Raw genomic sequence first — 19,463 nt, 5'->3', positions numbered from 1 at the left:
GATCAATGCCCCTCAGCAGCCTGTGGTGCGAGCGCCTTCACGAACTCGGGGTCGGCGCTGACCTTGCCGACCTTCGACGCGCCACCGGGCGAGCCGAGCTCGTTGAAGAAGTCGACGTTCGCCTTGGTGTAGTCCTTCCACTCGTCGGGGACGTCGTCCTCGTAGTAGATGGCTTCCACCGGGCACACGGGCTCGCACGCGCCACAGTCCACACACTCGTCGGGGTGGATGTAGAGCATCCGGTCGCCTTCGTAGATGCAGTCGACGGGGCACTCTTCGATGCACGCCTTGTCGAGCAGATCCACGCACGGCTGGGCGATCACATAAGTCACTGCGCTCTCCAACTTCATCGGTCACACCGCGCAAGCCGGAGAGTACGCGGCACGTTCGAGTATCACCCGGTCAGGCTTGCCTTAGCTGCACGGTGTGCCACGTCACAACCCCCGGCCGGAAAATCTCTTTCCAACCTAGTCAGGATGAACGTGTGCACACCGTGGATCACCTGGAATCACTCTGCGCGCGAGCATGGCCCGCCCTGGCAGAAGTTCCGCTTGGAGACTGGTTGATGCGTGCCGCCGCGGGCTTCACCGGCCGCGCGAACAGCACGCTGACCTGCGGTGACCCCGGCATGCCCGTCCCGGAGGCGTTGAGGGCCGCTCAAGGGTTCGCCCGCGAGCACGGCATCAAACCCACCGCGCATGTGGTCAACGGCTCACCCCCGGAGTCCGCGATCGAAGCCGCCGGTTGGCGCGTCGATCTGGATCATCCTGGTGGTGCCGAGTCACTGGTGATGACCGGCGCGCTGGAGAAGTTCGCGGACGGCGTGGCCGAGAGTCGCGATCTTCCCGGATGGTGGGAACTCACGGCCGGATCCGAGGTGTCCGCCGCGCAGCGGCACGTGCTCGGCAGCGGGAGCGGCGTCTGCTTCGCGAGCATCACCGCCGGCGACACCGTGGTCGCGGCCGTGCGCGGCGCCGTGGTCGAGGACGTGCTGCACGTCGCCCGGCTCGCCGTGCGGCCGTCACACCGCCGTCAGGGCCTCGCGCGGCGGCTCATGGGCGAGCTCGCGGGCTGGGGCCTGGCACAGGGCGCCACGACGTGCGCGCTGCAGGTGGCCGAGCACAACGAACCGGCGATCAGGCTGTACGAGGAGCTCGGCTGCACCGAGCACCACCGCTACCGCTACTGGATCCCGGCGGTCTCGTAGAGGCCAGGCCGGTTGGCCGCGTTGCGCGCCATCACGGCCCCGACGGCCACCGCGCCGGGGAACGTGCCGGCGGCGAACATCAACAGCCCCCGCCAGTCCTGCAGCAGCACGAGGGGCGTGCTGCTGTTGGAGCCCGGCTCCAGGTAGCCGAACACCAGCAGCGTGAAGAACCAGACCAGCAGCGGCAGCGCGGCGGTCAGGACCTTCTGGGACAGCCCCGCCGCCCACGACACCAGCAGGGGCGTCGTCACGCCCGCCACGATGATCATGATCGGGAACGGCCAGCCGCCCAGGTCCGGCAGCAGCGTGCCGTCGAAGCGCAGGGGCAGGAACATCGTTTCGAGCACGGCGAGCACTGCTGCCTCGACGCACAGGAGCAGCAGGAAGACGACTCGCCAGCTACCTGTCACCCAGTCCTCCGAACAGATCCGCGGCCGCGCCCTCCGGCGAGCCCTTCGCGAGCACGTAGTACTCGGCACCGACCAGCGGCTGCGCGATGTTGTTCGACAGCGCGTACCCGCCGTCCCACACACTGACCTGCGTCGAGTGTGCACGCAACGCGCGGCGCTTGGCCGTCAGGTGCTCCGACACGTCGACAACCGTTGTGATCTCTTCATCGGGTGTCACCGGGAGCTCGCCCGGCTCGGGCAGCCGGAACGCCTCGGGGACGTTCTCCAGCGCGGCCACCCCGGCGTTCGTGGCGTCGCGGGACGTCACCGCGTAGAAGACCCGCTCGACCTCGGAGACCTGGGCGCACGCGGCGACCGTGATCTCGTGCGCGCGGATGTGGTCCGGGTGGCCGTAACCACCGAACGCGTCGTAGCTCACGACGACCTGGGGCTTGACCTCGCGCAGGATCTCGACCAGCTGGGCGGTCTGGTCGTCGAGCGGTCCCTGGACGAACGCGCGGGGCTTGGCGTTGGACGGCACGTCGACCATGCCGGAGTCGCGCCACCGGCCGATGCCGCCGAGGAACCGGTGGTCCGTCACACCGAGTGCGGCGCAGGCTGATCTCAGCTCACCCACCCGGTATCCACCCAGCTGGTCGGCGGCGTCGGCGGCGAGGTTCGCCAGCGCGGGCGGGATGATCTCGCCCTCTTCGCCCAGCGTGCAGGTGACGACGGTGACGTGCGCGCCGGCCGAGGCGTAGCGCGCGATGGTGCCGCCGGTCCAGAGACTCTCGTCGTCCGGGTGGGCGTGCACGAAGAGCAACCGTGGTGGGGCAGTCAGCGTCACTGGAAAAGAGTAAAGGTTGGCCCAAGGGTGGTTCCGCCGCACCCGCGCCGAGTGGTCGTGGTCGTCCCGCGACCACGACCACTCGACGACCGGCTTCTAGACGACCACGCGTTCCTCGGCGAAGTGGCACGCGGACAACGTTCCTTCCGGCCCACCACGCCTTTCCAGCTTCGGTTCCTCGGTGGCGCAGATGTCCTGGGCCTTCCAGCACCGCGTGCGGAACCGGCAACCGGACGGCGGGTTGACCGGCGACGGCACGTCGCCGGTCAGCACGATCCGCTGGCGCTTGCGCTCCGCCTTCGGGTCCGGCATCGGCACCGCGGACAGCAACGCCTGCGTGTACGGGTGCATCGGCTTGCCGTAGATGGCCTCGCGCTCGCCCATCTCGATGATCTTGCCGAGGTACATGACCGCGACCCGGTCCGAGATGTGCCGCACCACCGAGAGGTCGTGCGCGACGAACAGGTAGGCGAGCCCGAGCCGTTCCTGCAGCTCCTCCAACAGGTTCACGACACCGGCCTGCACCGAGACGTCCAAAGCGGACACCGGCTCGTCCAGCACCAGGAACCGCGGGTTCAGCGCCAGGGCACGGGCGATGCCGATGCGCTGCCGCTGACCGCCGGAGAACTCGTGCGCGTAACGGCTGCGGTGCTCGGGGTTCAGGCCCACGAGCTCCATCAGCTCGTTGACCCGCCGCTGCACGCCGCCCTCGACACCGTGGATCACCAGGGGTTCCGCGATGATGTCGTTGACCTGCCACTTGGGGTTCAGCGACGCGTACGGGTCCTGGAAGACGATCTGGATGTCCTTGCGCAGCGGCCGCAACTGCTTGCTGCTCATGGTCGTCAGCTCGCGGCCCTCGAACTTCACCGAGCCCGAGGTCGGCTTGTGCAGCTGCAGGATCGCGCGCCCGGTCGTGGACTTGCCGCAGCCGGACTCGCCGACGAGGCCGAGCGTCTCACCGGGCTGCAGCGCGAACGACACCCCGGACACGGCCTGCACCGTGCCGGTGTTGCGCGGGATGATCCCCTTGCCCCGCACGGGGAACTCCTTGACGAGGTCGGTGACCTCCAGCAGTGGCGCGGTCACTTCGCCTCCTCATCCGTGATCAAAGACCCGTGCACGGCGGTCACTTCGAGCGACTCGTCGGGGTTGGCCGCGGCGAACGCGGCCGGGTTCTCCACCGTGCCGATCTCGTCGTGCAGGAACAGCCTCTGCGGCGTCTCGATCGTCGCCAGGTGCTCCCAGCGGTGGCACCGCGTCGTGTGGTTCGCGGCACCGGCCTGCTCCAGCAGCGGTTCCCACTCGTGGCACACGTCGGCGACGAGCGGGCAGCGCGGCGAGAACGAGCAGCCGCTCGGCAGGTTCACCAGCGACGGCGGCGCGCCCTTGATCGGGGTGAGCCGCTTGCCCAGGGTGGCCGGGTTCGGGACCGAACCCAGAAGTCCCACCGTGTAGGGCATCCGCGGCCGTTCGAAGACGTCGTCGACCGGGCCGGACTCGACCACGGTGCCGCCGTACATCACCTGCACGCGGTTGACCATGCCCGCGACCACGCCGAGGTCGTGCGTGATCATGACGATCGCCGCGTCGGTCTCGGCCTGCAGCCGCAGCATGGTGTCGAGGATCTGCGCCTGCACCGTCACGTCGAGCGCGGTGGTCGGCTCGTCGGCGATGATCACGCTGGGGTCGTTGATGATCGCCATCGCGATGACCACGCGCTGCCGCATGCCGCCGGAGAACTCGTGCGGGTACTGCGCCGCGCGCTTGTCCGGCTGCGGGATGCCGACCAGTTCCAGCGCCTCGACCGCCTTGGCCCACGCCGCCTTCTTCGAAACGTCGTGGTGCGCGCGGTAGGTCTCGGCGAGCTGCCACCCCACGGTGTAGACGGGGTTCAGCGACGTCATCGGGTCCTGGAAGATCATCGAGATGTGCTTGCTGCGGAACGGTTGCATCTGCTTGTAGGTGCGACCGTTCAGCTCCTCACCGCGATAGCGGATCGAGCCCTCGATGACGGCGTTCTTGGGCAGCAGCCCCATGATCGCCATGGACGACACCGACTTGCCGGAGCCCGACTCGCCGACGATGCCCAGCACGTCGCCGGGGTTGAGGTCGAACGAGACGTTGCGCACGGCGCGGACGTCGCCGTCGTCGGTCGGGAAGGTGACCGACAGGTCCTTGACCGAGAGCAGCGGCGCGGTGGTGTTGGAGGGCAGGAAGTCCTCCGTCAGTTCGGAAACACTCATCAGGCACGCACCTTCGTCTGCCTCGGGTCGAACGCGTCGCGCAGGCCGTCACCGATGAAGTTGACGGCCAAGGAGAGCGACACGAGCACGATGAACGGGCCCCAGAACAGCCACGGCCGGTTCATGAACTGCCCGTAGTTCTCGAGCACGATCACGCCGAGCGACGTGTCCGGGGGCTGGACGCCCAGTCCCAGGAACGACAGCGCGGCCTCGGTCAGCACCGCGGCGGCGATCGCCAGCGTGGCGTTGACCGTGATGCTGCCGATCATGTTCGGCACGAGGTGCTTGAAGATGATGCGCGGCGTCGAGGCGCCACACGCCCGCGCCGCCTCGATGAACTCCCGCTGCGCCAAGGAAAGCGTCTCACCGCGGGTGATGCGCGCGATCGACATCCACGCGAACGCGGCGAGCACCAGCGCGACGACGTACCAGCTGCCGGAGAAGCCCTTGACGACGATCGCGGCGACCGCGATCTGCGGGATGATCAGCAGCAGGTCGACGAGGCGCATCAGCACCGTGTCGATGAAGCCGCGCAGATATCCCGCCAGGGCACCGAACGTCACGCCGATCGCGGTCGCCAGCGCGGCCACGATCAACGCGATCTGCAGCGAGTAGGCCGTGCCGCGCATGAGCAGCGCGAGCATGTCCTTGCCCACCTGGGTGGTGCCGAGCGGGTGGGTGCCGCTCATCGGCTGGTAGGACTTGCTGGTCACGTCCTCGTAGTCGTAGGTCCAGACGAACGGACCGACGAACGCGAACAGCACGAGGAAGACGAAGACGCCGAGGCTCACCATCGCGAGCCGGTGGCGCAGGAAGCGCCGCAGGACGAGCTGGCCCTGCGTGCGGGTCTTGGTGGCGTCGAACTCGTGGGAACCGGACTCGGGAGCGCTGTTCACCACGCCGCCCTCGGACGCCAAGTTGATGTTAGCCAAGGCGAATCCTAGGGTCGAGGATGCCGTACACGACGTCGGCGATCAGGTTGAACAGCACGATCAGGGTCGCCGTGACGGCGAGCCAGCCCATCAGCATCGGCGGGTCGAACTGCCGCACGGAGTTGACCAGCAGCGTGCCCATGCCGGCCCAGCCGAACACGGTCTCGGTGATGATCGCGCCGGACAGCACGGCACCGAAGTTCAGCGAGAACAGCGTGGACACCGGGATGAGCGCGTTGCGGAACGCGTGCTTGAAGATCACGCGGCCCTGCGAGATGCCCTTCGCCCGCGCGGTGCGCACGAAGTCCGAGTGCAGGATCTCCAGCATGGAGGCGCGTTCGAACCGGCTGTAGGCGGCGAAGCTGATCAGCATCAGCGCGACCGTCGGCAGCAGGAACGTGCCGGTGTACTTGAAGATCACTTCACCGAAGCTGCCGGTGAAACCACCCGGCCGCGGGCCCGCGGTGGTGAGCCAGCGGTCCAGCCCCATCGACTCCAGGACGTTGTTGAACTGGATGCCGTAGTTCTTCACGATGACCGCGACGCAGAAGATCGGCATCGAGAACATGAGGAACGCGGTGCTGGTCGCCAGGTAGTCGAAGATCGAGTACTGGCGCACGGCGGCGAGCACGCCGACCGAGACTCCCAGTGTCAGAGCGAGGAGTTCGGCGCCGATGACGAGGCGTCCGGTGGTCCACAGCGCGTCGGTGACGGCCGGGAAGACAGCGGTCTTGGCCTGACCGAGGGCGATGCTCTGGCCCCAGTCACCGGACAGGAAGTCGGTGAGCCAGTTCCAGTAGCGGATGAAGACCGGCTTGTCCAAGCCGAGGGCGACCTCGGCGGCCTTGATGTCGGCTTCGGTGACGCCAGGCCGGAATCGCATTTCCGCCAAGGGGTTTCCGGCGGTGGCGACGAGGACGTAACAGGCGAAGCTGCCGATCAGCAGGATGGGTATGGAGATCAGCAGCCGTCGAATGATGTAGCGGATCACGGCGGGGCTCCTAGGGGGCAACCCGGCTCGGGCGGGGCCGGACTCGTGGTCCGGCCCCGCCCGGTCAGGCGTTGCGCACTTCAGCTATGGCGATTTACTTGGTCTGCCACTCGTTGGCGTTCCAAAGCGCGCCGTAGTAGCTCTGGAAGTACACGCGGTCGAGCCCCTTGAACGCCCACATGTTCGGCATCTGGAAGAGCGGGAGCGACGCGTAGGCGTTCGAGATCTCCTCGTCGGCCTTCTGGAAGTACTTGAGCGAGTCCGCGATCGACGTCTGGGACACGGCCGACTTGAAGGCCTCGTCCGCGGCCGGGACGGTCAGGTTCTGCCAGTTCTGGCCACCGCCCGTCTCGTAGATCGACTTCTTGTCGCTCTTGGTCGGGCCACCGGACCACGCGAACAGCGCGACGTCGTAGTCACCCTGGCTCACGCGCTCGTCGAGGAAGTTCGGGTCGGTGTCGTCCTTGATCTCGATACCGGCTTCCTTGCACTGGCCCTGGACCAGCTCGACGGTCTGCTTGCGCCGCGGGATGTCGGTGTGGCTGATCCGGAAGGAGGCACGCACGCCGTCCTTCGCGAACACGCCGTCGGCACCCTGCGTCCAGCCCGCGTCACTGAGGATCTTCTTCGCCGCGGCCGGGTCGCCCTTGGCCTTCTCGGCGTAGAGGTCCTTGTAGCCCTCGTCCTTCGGGAAGAAGATCAGGCTGCCGAGCGGCTTCGCGTCCGCCTGCACCTCGGAGATCAGCTTGTCGATGATGTCCTGGCGCTTGACGCACATGAAGAACGCCTTGCGGATCTCTTCCTTCGACAGAACCGGGTTCTTCATCTGGATGTCGAAGTGCTCGAACGACAGGCCGGGGCCCGCGCCGAACGTGACGCCCTGGGCGCTGAGGCCCTTCAGCTTCGTCGCGGCGTTCGCGTCGGGCTGCGCCATGGAGTTGACGGCGACCTCGCCGTTCTCCAGCGCCTGCGCCTGCGCGACGGGGTCCGGGACGGCCTTGAGGACGATCTTCGACGGGCCACCGGGCTTGCCGACCCACTTGGGGTTGCGCTCCAGCGTCACCGACTGGTTCGGCTCGAAGGCCGTCAGGACGTAGGGGCCCGCACCCGGCATGAGCGCCGCGGTGAAGCCGTTCCACTTCTCGTTCCAGAAGTCGGCTGCCTTCTGGATGTCAGCGGCCGCGCTGTCCTTGTTCAGCTTGGTGATGTCGGCGATGCCGGCGTTCTTCTCCAGGATGTGCGCGGGGAGAACGTCGTTGTTGAACAGGCCGATGTAGTCCGGGTACGGGTCGGCGAAGGTGCCGACGAACGTCTGGTCGTCCTTGCACTCACCGGTCATCAGGTCGTACCCGGTGCTGCCGGCCGGCTTGAAGTACTTGCTGCCGTCGGCCTTCTTGGACGAGTTGCTCTGCGTGAACCACGCCATGTAGAAGTCGTCGCAGTCCCAGGCCTCGCCGTCGGACCAGCTGACGCCCTTCTTCAGCTTCCACGTCACGACCTGCGGAGACTTCGAGGTGACCTCGACGCTCTCCATCACGTCCTTGTTGACGCTGTACTTGTTGTTGCCGTTCAGGATGTGCGCACCCGGCTGCGTGAGAACCAGCGCGAACGTGTTGTAGGACTGGTTGGCGTCCTCGGTCGCGTTGTTGTACGCGGTGAACGCCTTGTCCGTCGAGACCACGACCTGGTCGCTCTGCTTGGTCTCCGGCGCGGTGTAGCCGTCCGCGGACTCACCGCGCGCGACAGCCATCTCCGCGATGGTGGAGTCGCCACCGTTCGCGTCGGTGCTCCCACCGCCGCCACCACCACAGGCACCCAGCACGAGAGACGCGCTGGCGACCAGCGCGATCGCCGGAAGTGCTTTGGTTCTCCTCATCGACACGTGCCCTCCTAGCACTGGGCGGCCGTGACCTGGTCGGCCGGCACGCCCATAACCGTGATGTGCCATACGCGCCCCGAACCGGCACATCGTGGGCAGCACGGTAAGAACCCGTTGAGGCGGCGGTCACTACCTGGGAGGGCGATCGTGACCCAATGGAAACAGGTTGTAGCAGGCCGCAATGGCCCGATTACCGGGCGAATGCGTTCGTTGACCGGGCACGCGGAATTCTGTCAACGACGGCGGCCGAACGTAGCAACGCGCGAAAGGCGGCCGCAACCGGTTTTCGGACCCCTCGACTACTTGTCGAGACGCCGCCATTCGGGCGCACCGCTGAGCACGCCCGCCAGGGGTGCCCCGGTGTCGACGCCTGAAACCGTGGGAAGCACACCAAGTAGATCCACTACTTGGAACAACGGCACCGAAACGGCCTGGTCGGCGATCAACGGCTCGACCCTCGCCAGCACGTCGGACACCAGGACCTTGCCGTTCAGCGCGGCCTCGATGTCCGCCTGGATCGCCGGGTCGCAGAAGCCGGCGGCGTTCTGCGGGCTGGGCGTCGCCCCGTCCGGAGCCTCACCGGCACACCCGAACTCGCTCGCCAGCGCCGCCGCCGTGTCCCCCGCGTCGACCCGCGGCACGACAGCGATGTCGACGTCCTTCTGCGTGAGCTGAGTGCTGAAGAGCTCCTCGGCGTTCGGCGTGACGACCTCGGAGTCGATGCCGCGTTCCTTCAGCTGCGCCTTGATCCGGTTCGCGATGCCGACGTACGGCTCGACCTTCTCCGGCGCGGCGATGCGGAGCTTGAGCGCCTTGCCCGCCTTCTGCCACTCGGCACCGGCCTTCGAGTAGCCGGCCTCGGTCAGCAACTGCTCACTCGCCGCCGCGTCGAGCGTGTTCCCGTTGATCGTCTTCACGAACCCGGCACGGCTGGGCGGCACCACGTACGAGTCGGCCCGGAACGAGGCACTCGGCCCGCTCTGCGTCCCGGAAGCGATGAGCGCGTCGCGGTCGAGCGCGGCAACGATCGCCTTGCGCGTCTTGACGTCCGCGAGCCGCTCACTCGCCGGCCGCAGCAGCACCTGCACGACCTCGTTGCGCGGCACGGGCTTCGTGGTGACCTTCTCGATTCCCTTGAGCAGGTTCACGTCCGCCGCGTCCGCGCGCAGCAGCGCGGCCTGGTTGTCGCCTTTGGACAGTGACTCGGCCATCGCGCTGTGCGTGGCCCTGCGGATGACGACCCGGTCGAGCGTGGTCGGCACCTCCCAGTACCGGTCGCTGCGTTCGAGCACGACCTCACCGCGCGGCTCGTCGAGGCTGCGCACCTGGAAGGGCCCGGCAGTGGCCGGGAACCCGGTGGCGAGCACGTTCGACCACGTGCCGGGCGCGTCCTTGAGCAGGTGCGCGGGCAACAGGTTCGAGAAGAGGCTCCGCCACCCCGGGAACGGCTTGCCGAACGTCACCTCGACGACCTTGCCGCCCTCGCGGGCGCTGATGTTGTTGACAAGCCGGTAACCCGCCGGATCCACAACACCGGGCTCGGCGCGCATACGCTGCCAGAGGTAGTAGAAGTCCTCGGCGGCGATCGGAGCGCTGTCCGACCAGCTGGCGTCCTTGCGAATCGTGTAGGTGACTGTGAACGGCTCGGCCTTGGTGACCTTCGCGCTCACCATCAGATTCCGGTCGAGCTGCGGCGCGCCGTCGTTGCCCGGCCTGAACGGACTCGGCAGCAGCAGCGAGCTCAACGCCGTCGTGATGGGACTCTGCGCGGCGAGGGCGTGCGGGTTGTAACCGCCGGCCACGTCGTCCACGCCGACCACGATCTCGGTGACCTTGGGCCCCGTGGTGGTGATGACAGGTGCCTCGGACTTCGGGACCAGGGGCGGAGGCGGCGCGTTCGTGCACGCCGCAGCTGCGCCGCACAGGACGGCAGCAGCAAGCACTCCCCCGAGTCGCCTCATGGTCCTCACATTGCCAGAAGGTTGGTGGTGGCGTTCGGGCAACCCAGGTTTTGTCACCCGCGCCACTGTGAGGGACGTGTGGTGGGGACGGCGGGTTGCTCGTCCGGTGAGTAGTACGGCTCACCTGGTCGAGTGGTTCGGTGGGTGGGGGCGAGTTGTTGGGCTGGGTGGGGCGGCTTGCGTTGGCTGGCGCCGGTTCCAGCGGGGTGGTCGCCTGCCGTGCGCTCTGGTCGCCTTGCGTGGGTGGTTGGGCGGGCAGTGCCGGGCCGGTGTGGGTCATCGCCGCTTCGCGTCGATAGCGATTGGGGCTTGACCTTGAGCCTCTGGCGGGATGCTTAGACGGCCGGAAAAGGCCGGGCTGAAAAGCGCCCGGCCGTGCCCATGAGGGGAGCATCCCGCCCCCTCAAGGTCAAGCCCCAATCGCCGTCGGGGTTGCGACACCACCGCTTGACCAGCGCTGAGAGGTTCACACGCCTCGGCTTCGCCATTGCCGCTGGCGGAAGGGCGACTCGGCTTCGCCGTTGCCCTTCACGCGTGGAGGGACGCCTCGGCTTCGCCATTGGTGTGGGCGGCAGGGCGGCTCGGCTCCGCCGTTGCCCTTCGCGTCTGGAGAGACGCCTCGGCTTCGCCATTGCGTGGGGTGGCAGGTGGCGCGGCTCCGCCATCGCGGTTGGCGGCTGGGTGGCTTGGCTCCGCCGTCACCCTGCGCGATCCTGCACGCCGCACTCGCCCGTGCCCACCCTGTCACGCCTCGTCCGGCGCTCGTCCCCTGCCCGCACTGCCGCCCTCGTCCGGCGTACCGCATCCCCGCACGCCGCTTGTCCGCCCTGCACTGCCACGCCTGGGTCACGCCTTCTGGCCGCTCTCATGGTCGACGCCAGTCCACCCCGACCCGGCCTCCGGCCGGTCCCGCCATCGCTGGCCTCATCGTCGGCCCCGCCCTCAAGCGCTCGCTTCGTCCGGCGCTGCCCGGCCCTCGACCGCTTCCGCCATCCCCGCCGACCTCGTCCTTCGCCGCCGCCAAGCGCTTGCCCGGTCCCGCGCTGCCCTACCTCCGGACGCACCACCATCCCTGCGGCCCCGTCATCGGCCCCCACCCTCGAGCGCTCGCCCAACCCCGCGCTGCCCGGCCCTCAGCCACTTCCGCTGTCCCTGCCGACCGCATCTTCGGCCGCCGCTGCCAAGCGCTTGCCCAATCCCGCGCTGCCCGGCCCTCGACCGCCCCCACCACCCCTGCCGACCTCGTCCTTCGACGCCGCCCGCCGAGCCGCTCGCCTCGTCCCGGCGCTACCCGGCTCCCGACCGCTCCCACCATCCGCGCGGCCCCGTCCCAGGCCCTGCCCTCAAGCGCTCGCCTCGTCGCTGCGCTGCCCACCCCGGCTGCTCCCACCATCCCTGCCGACTCCTGCTCCGACCACCGCTCGCCCGTCCCGCGCTGCCCGGTCCAGCTCACTCCCCAGCGCGACCAGCGCCGTGCCCCCGGAGACGACGAAGGGGGGGCGGGCCCGTGGGCCGGCCCCCCCCGGGGGGGGGCCGGGCCCCCGCCCCCCCCGCCCCTGTCAGGCGTTGCGTCAGCGCTGGTACTAGCCGCGCTGCTTGAGGCGGGAACGCTCGCGGCCGCGGAGGTTCGCGTCCAGGGTCACCTTGCGGACGCGGATGACGTCCGGGGCCACCTCGACGCACTCGTCGGAGGCGCAGAACTCCAGCGCCTCCTCCAGCGAGAGCTTGCGGGGGCGGGCCAGGGTCTCCATCACGTCCGCCGTGGAGGAGCGCATGTTCGTGAGCTTCTTCTCGCGGGTGATGTTGACGTCGAGGTCCTCGGCGCGCGGGTTCTCGCCCACGACCATGCCCTCGTAGGCGTCGGCGCCCGGCTCCACGAAGAACGTGCCGCGGTCGGCCAGCTGGATCATCGCGTAGGCGGTGATGGAGCCGGTGCGGTCGGCGACCAGGGAGCCGTTGTGGCGGGTGCGGATCTCGCCCGCCCACGGGCCGTAGCCCTCGGAGACGGCGTTGGCGATGCCGGTGCCGCGGGTCTCGGTGAGGAACTCCGTGCGGAAGCCGATGAGGCCTCGCGACGGGACCACGTAGTCGAGCTTGATGCGGCCGGTGCCGTGGCCCGACATGTTCTCCATGCGGCCCTTGCGGTTCGCCAGCAGCTGCGTGACGGCGCCGAGGTGCTCCTCGGGGCAGTCGACGGACAGGCGCTCGAACGGCTCGTGGACCTTGCCGTCGACGGTGTGCGTGACGACCTGGGGCTTGCCCACGGTCAGCTCGAAGCCCTCGCGGCGCATCTGCTCGACCAGGATGGCCAGCGCCAGCTCGCCGCGGCCCTGCACCTCCCAGGTGTCCGGGCGCTCGGTCGGCAGGACCTTCACCGACACGTTGCCGACGAGCTCGGCGTCGAGACGCGCCTTGAGCACGCGGGCGGTGAGCTTGGTGCCGCCGTTGCGACCCGCCAGGGGCGAGGTGTTCACACCGACGGTCATCGAGATGGCCGGCTGGTCGACCGTGATCCGGGGCAGCGCCTCGGGGGCCTCGGCGTCGGCCAGCGTGTCACCGATGGTGATGTCGGCGATGCCGGCGATGGCGACCAGGTCACCCGCACGGGCGAACTCGGCCGGGACGCGGTCCAGCGCCTCGGTGATGAGGAGCTCGGTGATGCGGACCTTGACGGGCTCGCCGTCCTCGCGGCACCACGCCACGGTCTCACCCTTGCGCATCGTGCCCTGGTGGATGCGGCACAGCGCGATGCGACCGAGGAAGGTCGAGGCGTCGAGGTTCGTGACGAGCGCCTGCAGCGGGCCGTCGACGTCGACGTGAGGAGCGGGGATGCGGTCGAGCAGCACCTGGAACAGCACGTCCAGGTTCTCCTCGTCCGGCAGGCCGCCGTCCTCGGGCTGGTTCAGCGACGCGCGACCGGCGCGGGCCGAGGCGTAGACGACCGGCAGGTCCAGCACGGACTCGTCGGCGCCCACCTCGGACGCGAGGTCGAGCAGCAGGTCGTGGGCTTCCTCGACGACCTCGGAGATCCGGGCGTCGGGGCGGTCGACCTTGTTGACCAGCAGGATCACCGGCAGGCCGGCCGCGAGGGTCTTGCGCAGGACGAAGCGCGTCTGGGGCAGCGGGCCCTCGGACGCGTCGACCAGCAGCACGACGCCGTCGACCATCGACAGCGCGCGCTCGACCTCGCCACCGAAGTCGGCGTGGCCGGGGGTGTCGACCACGTTGATGATCACGTCGCCGTCCGGCGTGTGCCTGCGCACAGCCGTGTTCTTGGCGAGGATCGTGATTCCCTTCTCCCGCTCGAGCTCGCCCGAGTCCATGACCCGGTCGACGAGCTCGGCACGCGCGGAGAACGCGCCGGACTGGCGCAGCATTGCATCGACCAAGGTGGTCTTGCCGTGGTCGACGTGCGCGACGATCGCGACATTTCGCAGGTCAGTTCGCGTCTGAAGGACAGACGCGGTGGCCGTGGGCACGCAGAACTCCTATGAGCTTCGAAGGCGTTGGAGGGGCTCGCGCCGGACACTTCGATGCGCAGGGCCGTTGCTGATACTACCGGCTGCGTCGCCATTACCACACAAGAGTGCCAGTGAAGTGAGCCTCACCTACTCTAGCGATACGTGTCGGAGTGGAGTTCAACCAGTGGGCAAAAAGCTCAAGAAGAAGTGTTGCCGGTCGAAGCCCCAGTGCAAGCGCTGCCCGGTTCCGTTCCTGCTCAAGGAACGTGACAAGGCCAGGAAGAAGGCAGCCAAGAAGGCCGAGAAGGCGGCCAAGAAGGCCCTGAAGAAGGCCGCTTGAGACCCGCCGGGGTCCATGCGTACGTCGAGGCGGCTCTGGGCCTCCTCGAGCGTCACTCGATCGACAGCGCGGCGGCCGACTGGCCCGCGCTACGTGCCGAAGCTCACCTCGCGACCGCCGATGCGCGCGTCCCGGAGGACACCTACGACGCGATCCGTCACGTGATCGCCACGCTCGGCAACCCGCACACCCACCTGATCACGGCGCGGCGAGCGGCCTCTGCGCCGCGTTCCACCATTCCAACCGGTCGGTTGCTTGAGGCAACCGGACGGTCGGACCAAGCAACCGGACGGTCGGACCAAGCAACCGGACGGTCGGACCAAGCAACCGGACGGTCGGACCAAGCAACCGGACGGTCGGGCGAAACAACCGGATGGTTGGTCCTGCCGGAGACCAGCTCACGCAACGGCAGGAAGTACGTCAGCGCCGGTCTGAAGGCGCTGCGCGGCCTGATCGGGAGCCGACCGACCGGTTGGGTTGTCGACCTGCGCGGCAACCGCGGCGGTGACATGCACCCGATGCTCGCGGTGGTGGCCCCGCTGCTCGGCGACGGCGAGCGGGGCAGGTTCGTCAGCGCCCACGGCGAGACGAGCTGGGGCATCAGACGCGGCCACGTCTACAACGGCGCAAGGACCGCGTACCGGTGGCACCGGGTCCCGGCCGCGCGCAACCAGCCGGTGGCGGTGCTCGTCGACGGCGGCACGGCGAGTTCCGGAGAGGCCGTGCTGATCTCGTTCCTGGGCGCGGAGGACACCAAGACCTTCGGCCGGCCGACAGCCGGCTACGCGACGGCGAACGAGACGTTCGGGCTGCCCGACGGCGCGCGGCTCGCCATCACGACCGCGCTCATGGCCGACCGCACCGGGAGGACGTACGGCAACACCCCGATCGCCCCGCACACGCTCGTCGACACGGATGACACGAATGACGCGGACGACGCGCTGGACGCGGCGATCGAGTGGCTCGCCGGACGGGCCTAGTGCTGCAGCACGGCCTCGTTCAGCTTCAGCAGCTCGGGCGCCGTTCGCGTCGCCTCGAACTCGCAGATCTCGTACGTCACGAGTTTCTGCTCGGCCCACGGGTCCGTGGCGAGCAGCGCTTCGAGCTTGCCCCGGGGCATGGGCCGCGTGATGATCACGCCGCCCGTCCTCGGCACCTGACGCCCCGAGGCGAGGAAGAGACCTCGCTCGTACTGCTTCTCGACCCAGGCTCGGTGGTCGGGAAGGGCGTAGTCGATCTGTTCCAGTGGCGCGGCGTACTTCAGCAGCACGATGAACATGCGTTGACGGTAGACCTATACTCGCCATCATGCGCACGATGAACGCCTTCTGGTGGGCCGCTTTCAGGCGGCCGGAGTAGCTGTGCGCAGAGTTCACCACTGACGCCACACGAGCCGCCCGCGACGGGGCGGCTTTTTCGTGCGTGTCGTCCGGGCGGTCCTTCACGAGAGGACCAGCATCATGATCCGGCTCTCCGCCATCACGCCCTCCGGCCAGGTGCACCTGGGCAACTACCTCGGTGCGCTGCGCACGTGGGCTCGTGAGGGCACCGACGAGGACGTGTACTTCATCAGCGACCTGCACGCGATGACGTCGTCGCACAATCCGCAACGGCTGCGATCCATGACGCGTGAGCAGCTCGCGGTGCTCATCGCGTCCGGCATCGCCCCGGCGAGCGTGTGCGTCCAGAGCGATCTGATCCGCGAGCTGGGGGCGCTGAACTGGGTCCTGGAGTGCACCTGCACGTACGGGGAGGCCGCGCGGATGATCCAGTTCAAGGAGAAGTCGCTCGGCCGCGAGTCGGTGCGGCTGAGCCTGCTGACCTATCCGGTGCTGATGGCCGCGGACATCCTGCTGCAGGGCACCGCGGAGGTGCCGGTCGGCGAGGACCAGCTCCAGCACGTCGAACTGGCCCGCGCGCTCGCCCGGCGGTTCAACCACGCCTACGGCGACGCGTTCATCGTGCCGACCGCGGTGGTGCCGAAGGTGGGGGCGCGCATCAAGGACCTCTCGGACCCGGCCCGCAAGATGGACAAGTCGGCGCAGAACTCGGCGGGTGTCGTGTTCGTACTCGACGACCCCGACCTGGTGCGGCGCAAGGTGCGCAGGGCCGTCTCGTCCACCGAGGGCATCGCGAACCTGACCGAGATCCTCGCCTCCTGCACCGGCAAGGCACCCGAGGACTACACGAGCAGGTTCGCCGACCTCAAGAACGTCGTGGCCGAAGCGGTGATCGAGGAGCTCCGTCCCGTCCGCGACCGCACGCTGGAGCTCCTCGCCGACCCCGCCGAGCTGGACCGGATCAGGAACGCCGGCGCGGAACGGGCCCGCGAGCGCGCCCAGCACCGGCTGAACGCGGCGCTGCGCCTGTCCGGGCTCAGTTGAGGAGCTGCTGAAGGGCCGGCACCAGCACGCGATCGGCGGGCAGCCAGTCCAGGCCGGGCAGCTCGCCGGCGGTGAGCCACCGGACGGCGTTGTGCTCCAACGCTTCCGGTTCACCGCCGGCGAGCTCCGCGGCGAAGATCCGCAGCACCAGGTCCTTCTTCAACGGCACGTCCGGCCCGACCTGCTCGCCGACGACAACGGGAACACCCAGCTCCTCCACGCACTCGCGCACCAGCGCGTCCGCGGGCTTCTCGCCGGGCTCGACCCGCCCGCCGGGTAGTTCCCACTGCCCCGCATGGCTTTCCGGGTAGGAACGCTGCTGCGCCAGCAACCGCCCGTCCCGGACGACCGCCGCGCCCACCACGACCCCGGCCGCGCTCAGCTCCTCGCACCGCCGGGCGAGCAGCGCCGAGCGCTTCTCCAGCACCCGCAACGCCATTCCGCGCCCGACCGCCACGTCCGCGAACCGGCCGACGACACCGCGCACCGAGGTCCACGCGACGCGGTCGACCACCATCGTCCCGGCGCCGGTCGCCACGAGGTCCGTGTGCAGCTCCAGGAAGCCGCCGGCCGCGGACACACCGGACAGGTCCGCGCGCGTGACCGTCAACCGCACGCCGAACGGCCCGGTGAGCACGTCTCCCAGGCACAGCAGCGGTCCCGCGACGCGCACCCCGAACGCCGTGATCAGCGAGGTGTCCAGCAGGGCACCCGCGACGACGGGAACAGGCGCATCGACCAGCGCGGACGCTCGCAACTCAGGCACCAGAGCTTGCTACCAGGACGGCCAGCGGATCTCCAAACGCGCACCACCGGCAGGGGACTCCGCGGCGCGGACCGTCCCGCCCCTGCGCTGCACGAGGTGTGACACCAGGGCCAGCCCGAGACCGAAGCCACCGGACCGGCGGCCGCGGTCCTCCTCCACCCGGTAGAACCGGTCGAACACCTTCGCGCGGTGCTCGGCGGGGATGCCGTGCCCGTCGTCGTCCACGAGCAACCGCACGTCCCGCCCGACCGGGACCAGCGTGAGCGTGATCGTCGAGTACGCGTACCGGGCGGCGTTGCGCAGCAGGTTGTCCAGCACCAGCTCGACCTCTGAGCGCGTGGCCGACACCAGGCACGCCGACGGCGGGGCGGTCAGCCGCACCAGCAGCTCCGTGTCCAGCCGGGAGATCGCCGCCTCTGCCTCCAGCACCAGGTCCACTGCCTCGGCACGCGGCGGCGCCGCCGTGTCCGCGCGGGCCAGTATCAGCAACGACTCCACCAGGGCGCTGAGCCGGATCGACTCCTCGACCACGGACTCCAGCACCTCGATGGAGAAGTCGGGATCCGGGTGTGCCACCGCGACCTCGGCCTGCGCCCGCACGGACGCGACCGGCGACCTCAGCTCGTGCGCCGCGTCCCCGGTGAAGCGCCGCAACCGGTCCGAGGCCTCGTCCCGCCGGGCAAGCAACGCGTTCAGCGCCTCGGCCAGCGCTTGCAGCTCGTCGCGCGACGGCGGCACCGGCAGCCGTTCGCCGTGCGGCAGCTCCCCCGCCGCGACGCGCATCCGTTCGACCGGCCGCAACGACGAGCGCACCGACAGCCAGGTCGCGATCCCCACCAGCCCGGCCACCAGCACCGCCGCGACGGCCAGCCAGCGCGAGCCGAGCGTGTTCGCCTTGCCGTACCCGAGCAACGTGCTCGCGTAGACCTCCAGCCGCGGTGTCCCGTCCCCGGAGAACACCACCTGCCCCCGGAACCGGAGCGCGGACTCCCCCTCCAGCCGCAGCACGGGCTCCCCGGACCTCAGGGCCCGGATGTCCTGCGCGGTCAGCGGAAGCGGCGGCTTGCCGTCCACCGGCACGCCGGCCACGTCCAGCACCCGGGGCGTCGACTTCTCCAGCTCCTGGTCGACCGCGGTGATCTGGATCAGCCCGATCAGCGCGGGCGCCAGGCCCGTGAACGCGAGCAGGCACAGCAACGCGACCCCGGTGGCCACGACGGTGATGCGGAAGCGCAGCGTGCGCCGCAACCACCAGCCAGGACTCACCTGTTCCCCAGCGCGTTGTCCAGGTCCGGCGTGGACGCGATGTACCCGTGCCCGCGGATGGTCCGCACGACCTCACCGGCCCCCACGGCCTCCAGCTTGCGCCGCAGGTACCCCACGTAGACCTCGACGGCGTTCCTGGTCGCTGCCTGCTCGTCTCCCCAGACGGTCCGCAGCAGCTCGTCCTTGGTCACCACAGACCCCGCCCGCGACGCCAGCACGTCGAGCACCGCGTACTCGCGCGGCGACAGCGACACGTCCTGCCCGCCCCAGCTGACCTCGCGCAGCCCGCGGTCGATGACGAGGTGCCCCAGCGTCAGCCTCCGCCGAGCACCGCCACCCCGCCGCAGCAACGCCCTGACCTGGGCCACGAGCACGACGAAGCTGAACGGCTTGACCAGGTACCCGTCGGCGCCGAGGTCCAGCCCGTCCGCCTGGTCGACCTCCCCGTCCTTGGCGGACACCATCAGCACCGGCGTGCGCACCCCGTCGGCGCGCATGCGCTGCAGCACCCGGTAGCCGGAGAGACCGGGCAGCATGATGTCGAGCAGCACCACGTCGAAGGCCCCGGTCAACGCCACCCGCAGCGCCGTGGGTCCGTCGGAGGCCGTGACGACCTCCATGCCCTCGGCCGAGAGACCACGTTCCAACGCCCGGCGCACGCCGGCTTCGTCGTCCACGACCAGCACTCGAGGCTTCACGGGTGACAGCATGCCGCGCGCGGCTCCCCGCTGCCCGCAAGATCTCAGCCGACTCTCAGCAAGCACCTCCGCACAAGCACAAAACCGCAGGTGGGA

18 protein-coding genes are annotated in these 19,463 nt (G+C 69.3%); 4 read left to right on the top strand and 14 right to left on the bottom strand.

All coding sequences use genetic code 11. From position 1 onward, the window contains the following. Positions 1–2: 2 nt before the first annotated feature. Positions 3–332 (bottom strand): ferredoxin, encoded by a 330-nt coding sequence (gene fdxA, locus ORI60_RS27385; RefSeq protein ID WP_218130387.1) that lies wholly within the window; start codon positions 330–332, stop codon positions 3–5. Positions 333–565: 233 nt separating this feature from the next. Here fdxA and ORI60_RS27380 point away from each other — a divergent pair, with 233 nt between their 5' ends. Beyond that, positions 566–1,207 (top strand): GNAT family N-acetyltransferase, encoded by a 642-nt coding sequence (locus tag ORI60_RS27380; RefSeq protein WP_323055950.1) that lies wholly within the window; start codon positions 566–568, stop codon positions 1,205–1,207. On the opposite strand, the gene ORI60_RS27375 is transcribed toward ORI60_RS27380, so the two are convergent. From ORI60_RS27375 to typA, 9 genes are all read right to left on the bottom strand, one after another. Next, positions 1,183–1,617 (bottom strand): hypothetical protein, encoded by a 435-nt coding sequence (locus tag ORI60_RS27375; RefSeq protein WP_266040875.1) that lies wholly within the window; start codon positions 1,615–1,617, stop codon positions 1,183–1,185. The genes ORI60_RS27380 and ORI60_RS27375 overlap by 25 nt on opposite strands. Beyond that, the gene (gene mshB / locus ORI60_RS27370) at positions 1,607–2,443 is read right to left on the bottom strand and encodes an N-acetyl-1-D-myo-inositol-2-amino-2-deoxy-alpha-D-glucopyranoside deacetylase (RefSeq protein ID WP_266040874.1); all 837 of its coding nucleotides are present in this window, start codon (positions 2,441–2,443) and stop codon (positions 1,607–1,609) included. The genes ORI60_RS27375 and mshB overlap by 11 nt, the downstream gene beginning before the upstream one ends. A gap of 96 nt (positions 2,444–2,539) precedes the next feature. After that, the gene (locus tag ORI60_RS27365) at positions 2,540–3,532 is read right to left on the bottom strand and encodes an ABC transporter ATP-binding protein (protein ID WP_266040873.1); all 993 of its coding nucleotides are present in this window, start codon (positions 3,530–3,532) and stop codon (positions 2,540–2,542) included. Beyond that, positions 3,529–4,689 (bottom strand): ABC transporter ATP-binding protein, encoded by a 1,161-nt coding sequence (locus ORI60_RS27360; RefSeq protein WP_266040872.1) that lies wholly within the window; start codon positions 4,687–4,689, stop codon positions 3,529–3,531. The genes ORI60_RS27365 and ORI60_RS27360 overlap by 4 nt, the downstream gene beginning before the upstream one ends. After that, a complete protein-coding gene (locus ORI60_RS27355) occupies positions 4,689–5,621 on the bottom strand; it encodes an ABC transporter permease (protein WP_416234497.1) in 933 nt (310 codons plus the stop codon). The genes ORI60_RS27360 and ORI60_RS27355 overlap by 1 nt, the downstream gene beginning before the upstream one ends. Beyond that, complete coding sequence (locus tag ORI60_RS27350) at positions 5,614–6,612, bottom strand: ABC transporter permease (RefSeq protein ID WP_266040871.1); 999 nt, start codon at positions 6,610–6,612, stop codon at positions 5,614–5,616. Before ORI60_RS27350 ends, ORI60_RS27355 begins: the two co-directional genes overlap by 8 nt. Positions 6,613–6,706: 94 nt before the next feature. Next, positions 6,707–8,488 (bottom strand): ABC transporter family substrate-binding protein, encoded by a 1,782-nt coding sequence (locus tag ORI60_RS27345; protein ID WP_266040870.1) that lies wholly within the window; start codon positions 8,486–8,488, stop codon positions 6,707–6,709. A gap of 302 nt (positions 8,489–8,790) precedes the next feature. After that, positions 8,791–10,452, bottom strand: a complete 1,662-nt coding sequence (locus ORI60_RS27340; protein WP_266040869.1) for an ABC transporter family substrate-binding protein — start codon at positions 10,450–10,452, stop codon at positions 8,791–8,793. A gap of 1,583 nt (positions 10,453–12,035) precedes the next feature. Further along, positions 12,036–13,931 (bottom strand): translational GTPase TypA, encoded by a 1,896-nt coding sequence (gene typA, locus ORI60_RS27335; RefSeq protein WP_266040868.1) that lies wholly within the window; start codon positions 13,929–13,931, stop codon positions 12,036–12,038. A gap of 166 nt (positions 13,932–14,097) precedes the next feature. On the opposite strand from typA, the gene ORI60_RS27330 reads away from it, so the two are divergent. Further along, complete coding sequence (locus tag ORI60_RS27330; RefSeq protein WP_167974072.1) at positions 14,098–14,253, top strand: hypothetical protein; 156 nt, start codon at positions 14,098–14,100, stop codon at positions 14,251–14,253. Positions 14,254–14,630: 377 nt separating this feature from the next. Then, positions 14,631–15,233: a S41 family peptidase gene (locus ORI60_RS27325; RefSeq protein WP_266040867.1), complete on the top strand. Its 603-nt coding sequence runs from the start codon at positions 14,631–14,633 to the stop codon at positions 15,231–15,233. Here ORI60_RS27325 and ORI60_RS27320 read toward each other — a convergent pair. Further along, positions 15,230–15,532 (bottom strand): YciI family protein, encoded by a 303-nt coding sequence (locus tag ORI60_RS27320; protein ID WP_266040866.1) that lies wholly within the window; start codon positions 15,530–15,532, stop codon positions 15,230–15,232. The two genes, ORI60_RS27325 and ORI60_RS27320, sit on opposite strands and share 4 nt — an antisense overlap. 181 nt (positions 15,533–15,713) lie before the next feature. Here ORI60_RS27320 and trpS point away from each other — a divergent pair, with 181 nt between their 5' ends. Then, positions 15,714–16,637 (top strand): tryptophan--tRNA ligase, encoded by a 924-nt coding sequence (gene trpS / locus ORI60_RS27315; RefSeq protein WP_266040865.1) that lies wholly within the window; start codon positions 15,714–15,716, stop codon positions 16,635–16,637. Here the strand turns inward: trpS and ORI60_RS44640 are convergent. Genes ORI60_RS44640 through ORI60_RS27300 form a run of 3 tightly spaced genes read right to left on the bottom strand, consistent with a single transcriptional unit; the run spans position 16,630 to position 19,379 of the window. Next, positions 16,630–17,403, bottom strand: coding sequence for a (deoxy)nucleoside triphosphate pyrophosphohydrolase (locus ORI60_RS44640; RefSeq protein ID WP_323055949.1), 774 nt, complete (start codon positions 17,401–17,403; stop codon positions 16,630–16,632). The two genes, trpS and ORI60_RS44640, sit on opposite strands and share 8 nt — an antisense overlap. A 9-nt stretch (positions 17,404–17,412) precedes the next feature. Then, entirely contained in the window at positions 17,413–18,669 is a 1,257-nt protein-coding gene (locus ORI60_RS27305; RefSeq protein WP_266040864.1) for a sensor histidine kinase, read from the bottom strand. Further along, positions 18,666–19,379, bottom strand: coding sequence for a response regulator transcription factor (locus ORI60_RS27300; protein ID WP_266040863.1), 714 nt, complete (start codon positions 19,377–19,379; stop codon positions 18,666–18,668). The genes ORI60_RS27305 and ORI60_RS27300 overlap by 4 nt, the downstream gene beginning before the upstream one ends. Positions 19,380–19,463 lie beyond the last annotated feature (84 nt).

The sequence above is a fragment of the Lentzea sp. NEAU-D7 genome, from assembly GCF_026242055.1.
Classification (GTDB): Bacteria; Actinomycetota; Actinomycetes; order Mycobacteriales; family Pseudonocardiaceae; genus Lentzea.
This window is presented reverse-complemented; position numbering and strand designations above follow the sequence as displayed.

Coding starts and splice junctions, on each gene's coding strand:
- ORI60_RS27380 (WP_323055950.1), top strand. CDS start 566: ATGCGTGCCGCCGCGGGCTTCACCGGCCGCGCGAACAGCACGCTGACC.
- ORI60_RS27360 (WP_266040872.1), bottom strand. CDS start 4,689: ATGAGTGTTTCCGAACTGACGGAGGACTTCCTGCCCTCCAACACCACC.
- ORI60_RS27345 (WP_266040870.1), bottom strand. CDS start 8,488: ATGAGGAGAACCAAAGCACTTCCGGCGATCGCGCTGGTCGCCAGCGCG.
- ORI60_RS27340 (WP_266040869.1), bottom strand. CDS start 10,452: ATGAGGCGACTCGGGGGAGTGCTTGCTGCTGCCGTCCTGTGCGGCGCA.
- ORI60_RS27320 (WP_266040866.1), bottom strand. CDS start 15,532: ATGTTCATCGTGCTGCTGAAGTACGCCGCGCCACTGGAACAGATCGAC.
- trpS (WP_266040865.1), top strand. CDS start 15,714: ATGATCCGGCTCTCCGCCATCACGCCCTCCGGCCAGGTGCACCTGGGC.
- ORI60_RS27300 (WP_266040863.1), bottom strand. CDS start 19,379: ATGCTGTCACCCGTGAAGCCTCGAGTGCTGGTCGTGGACGACGAAGCC.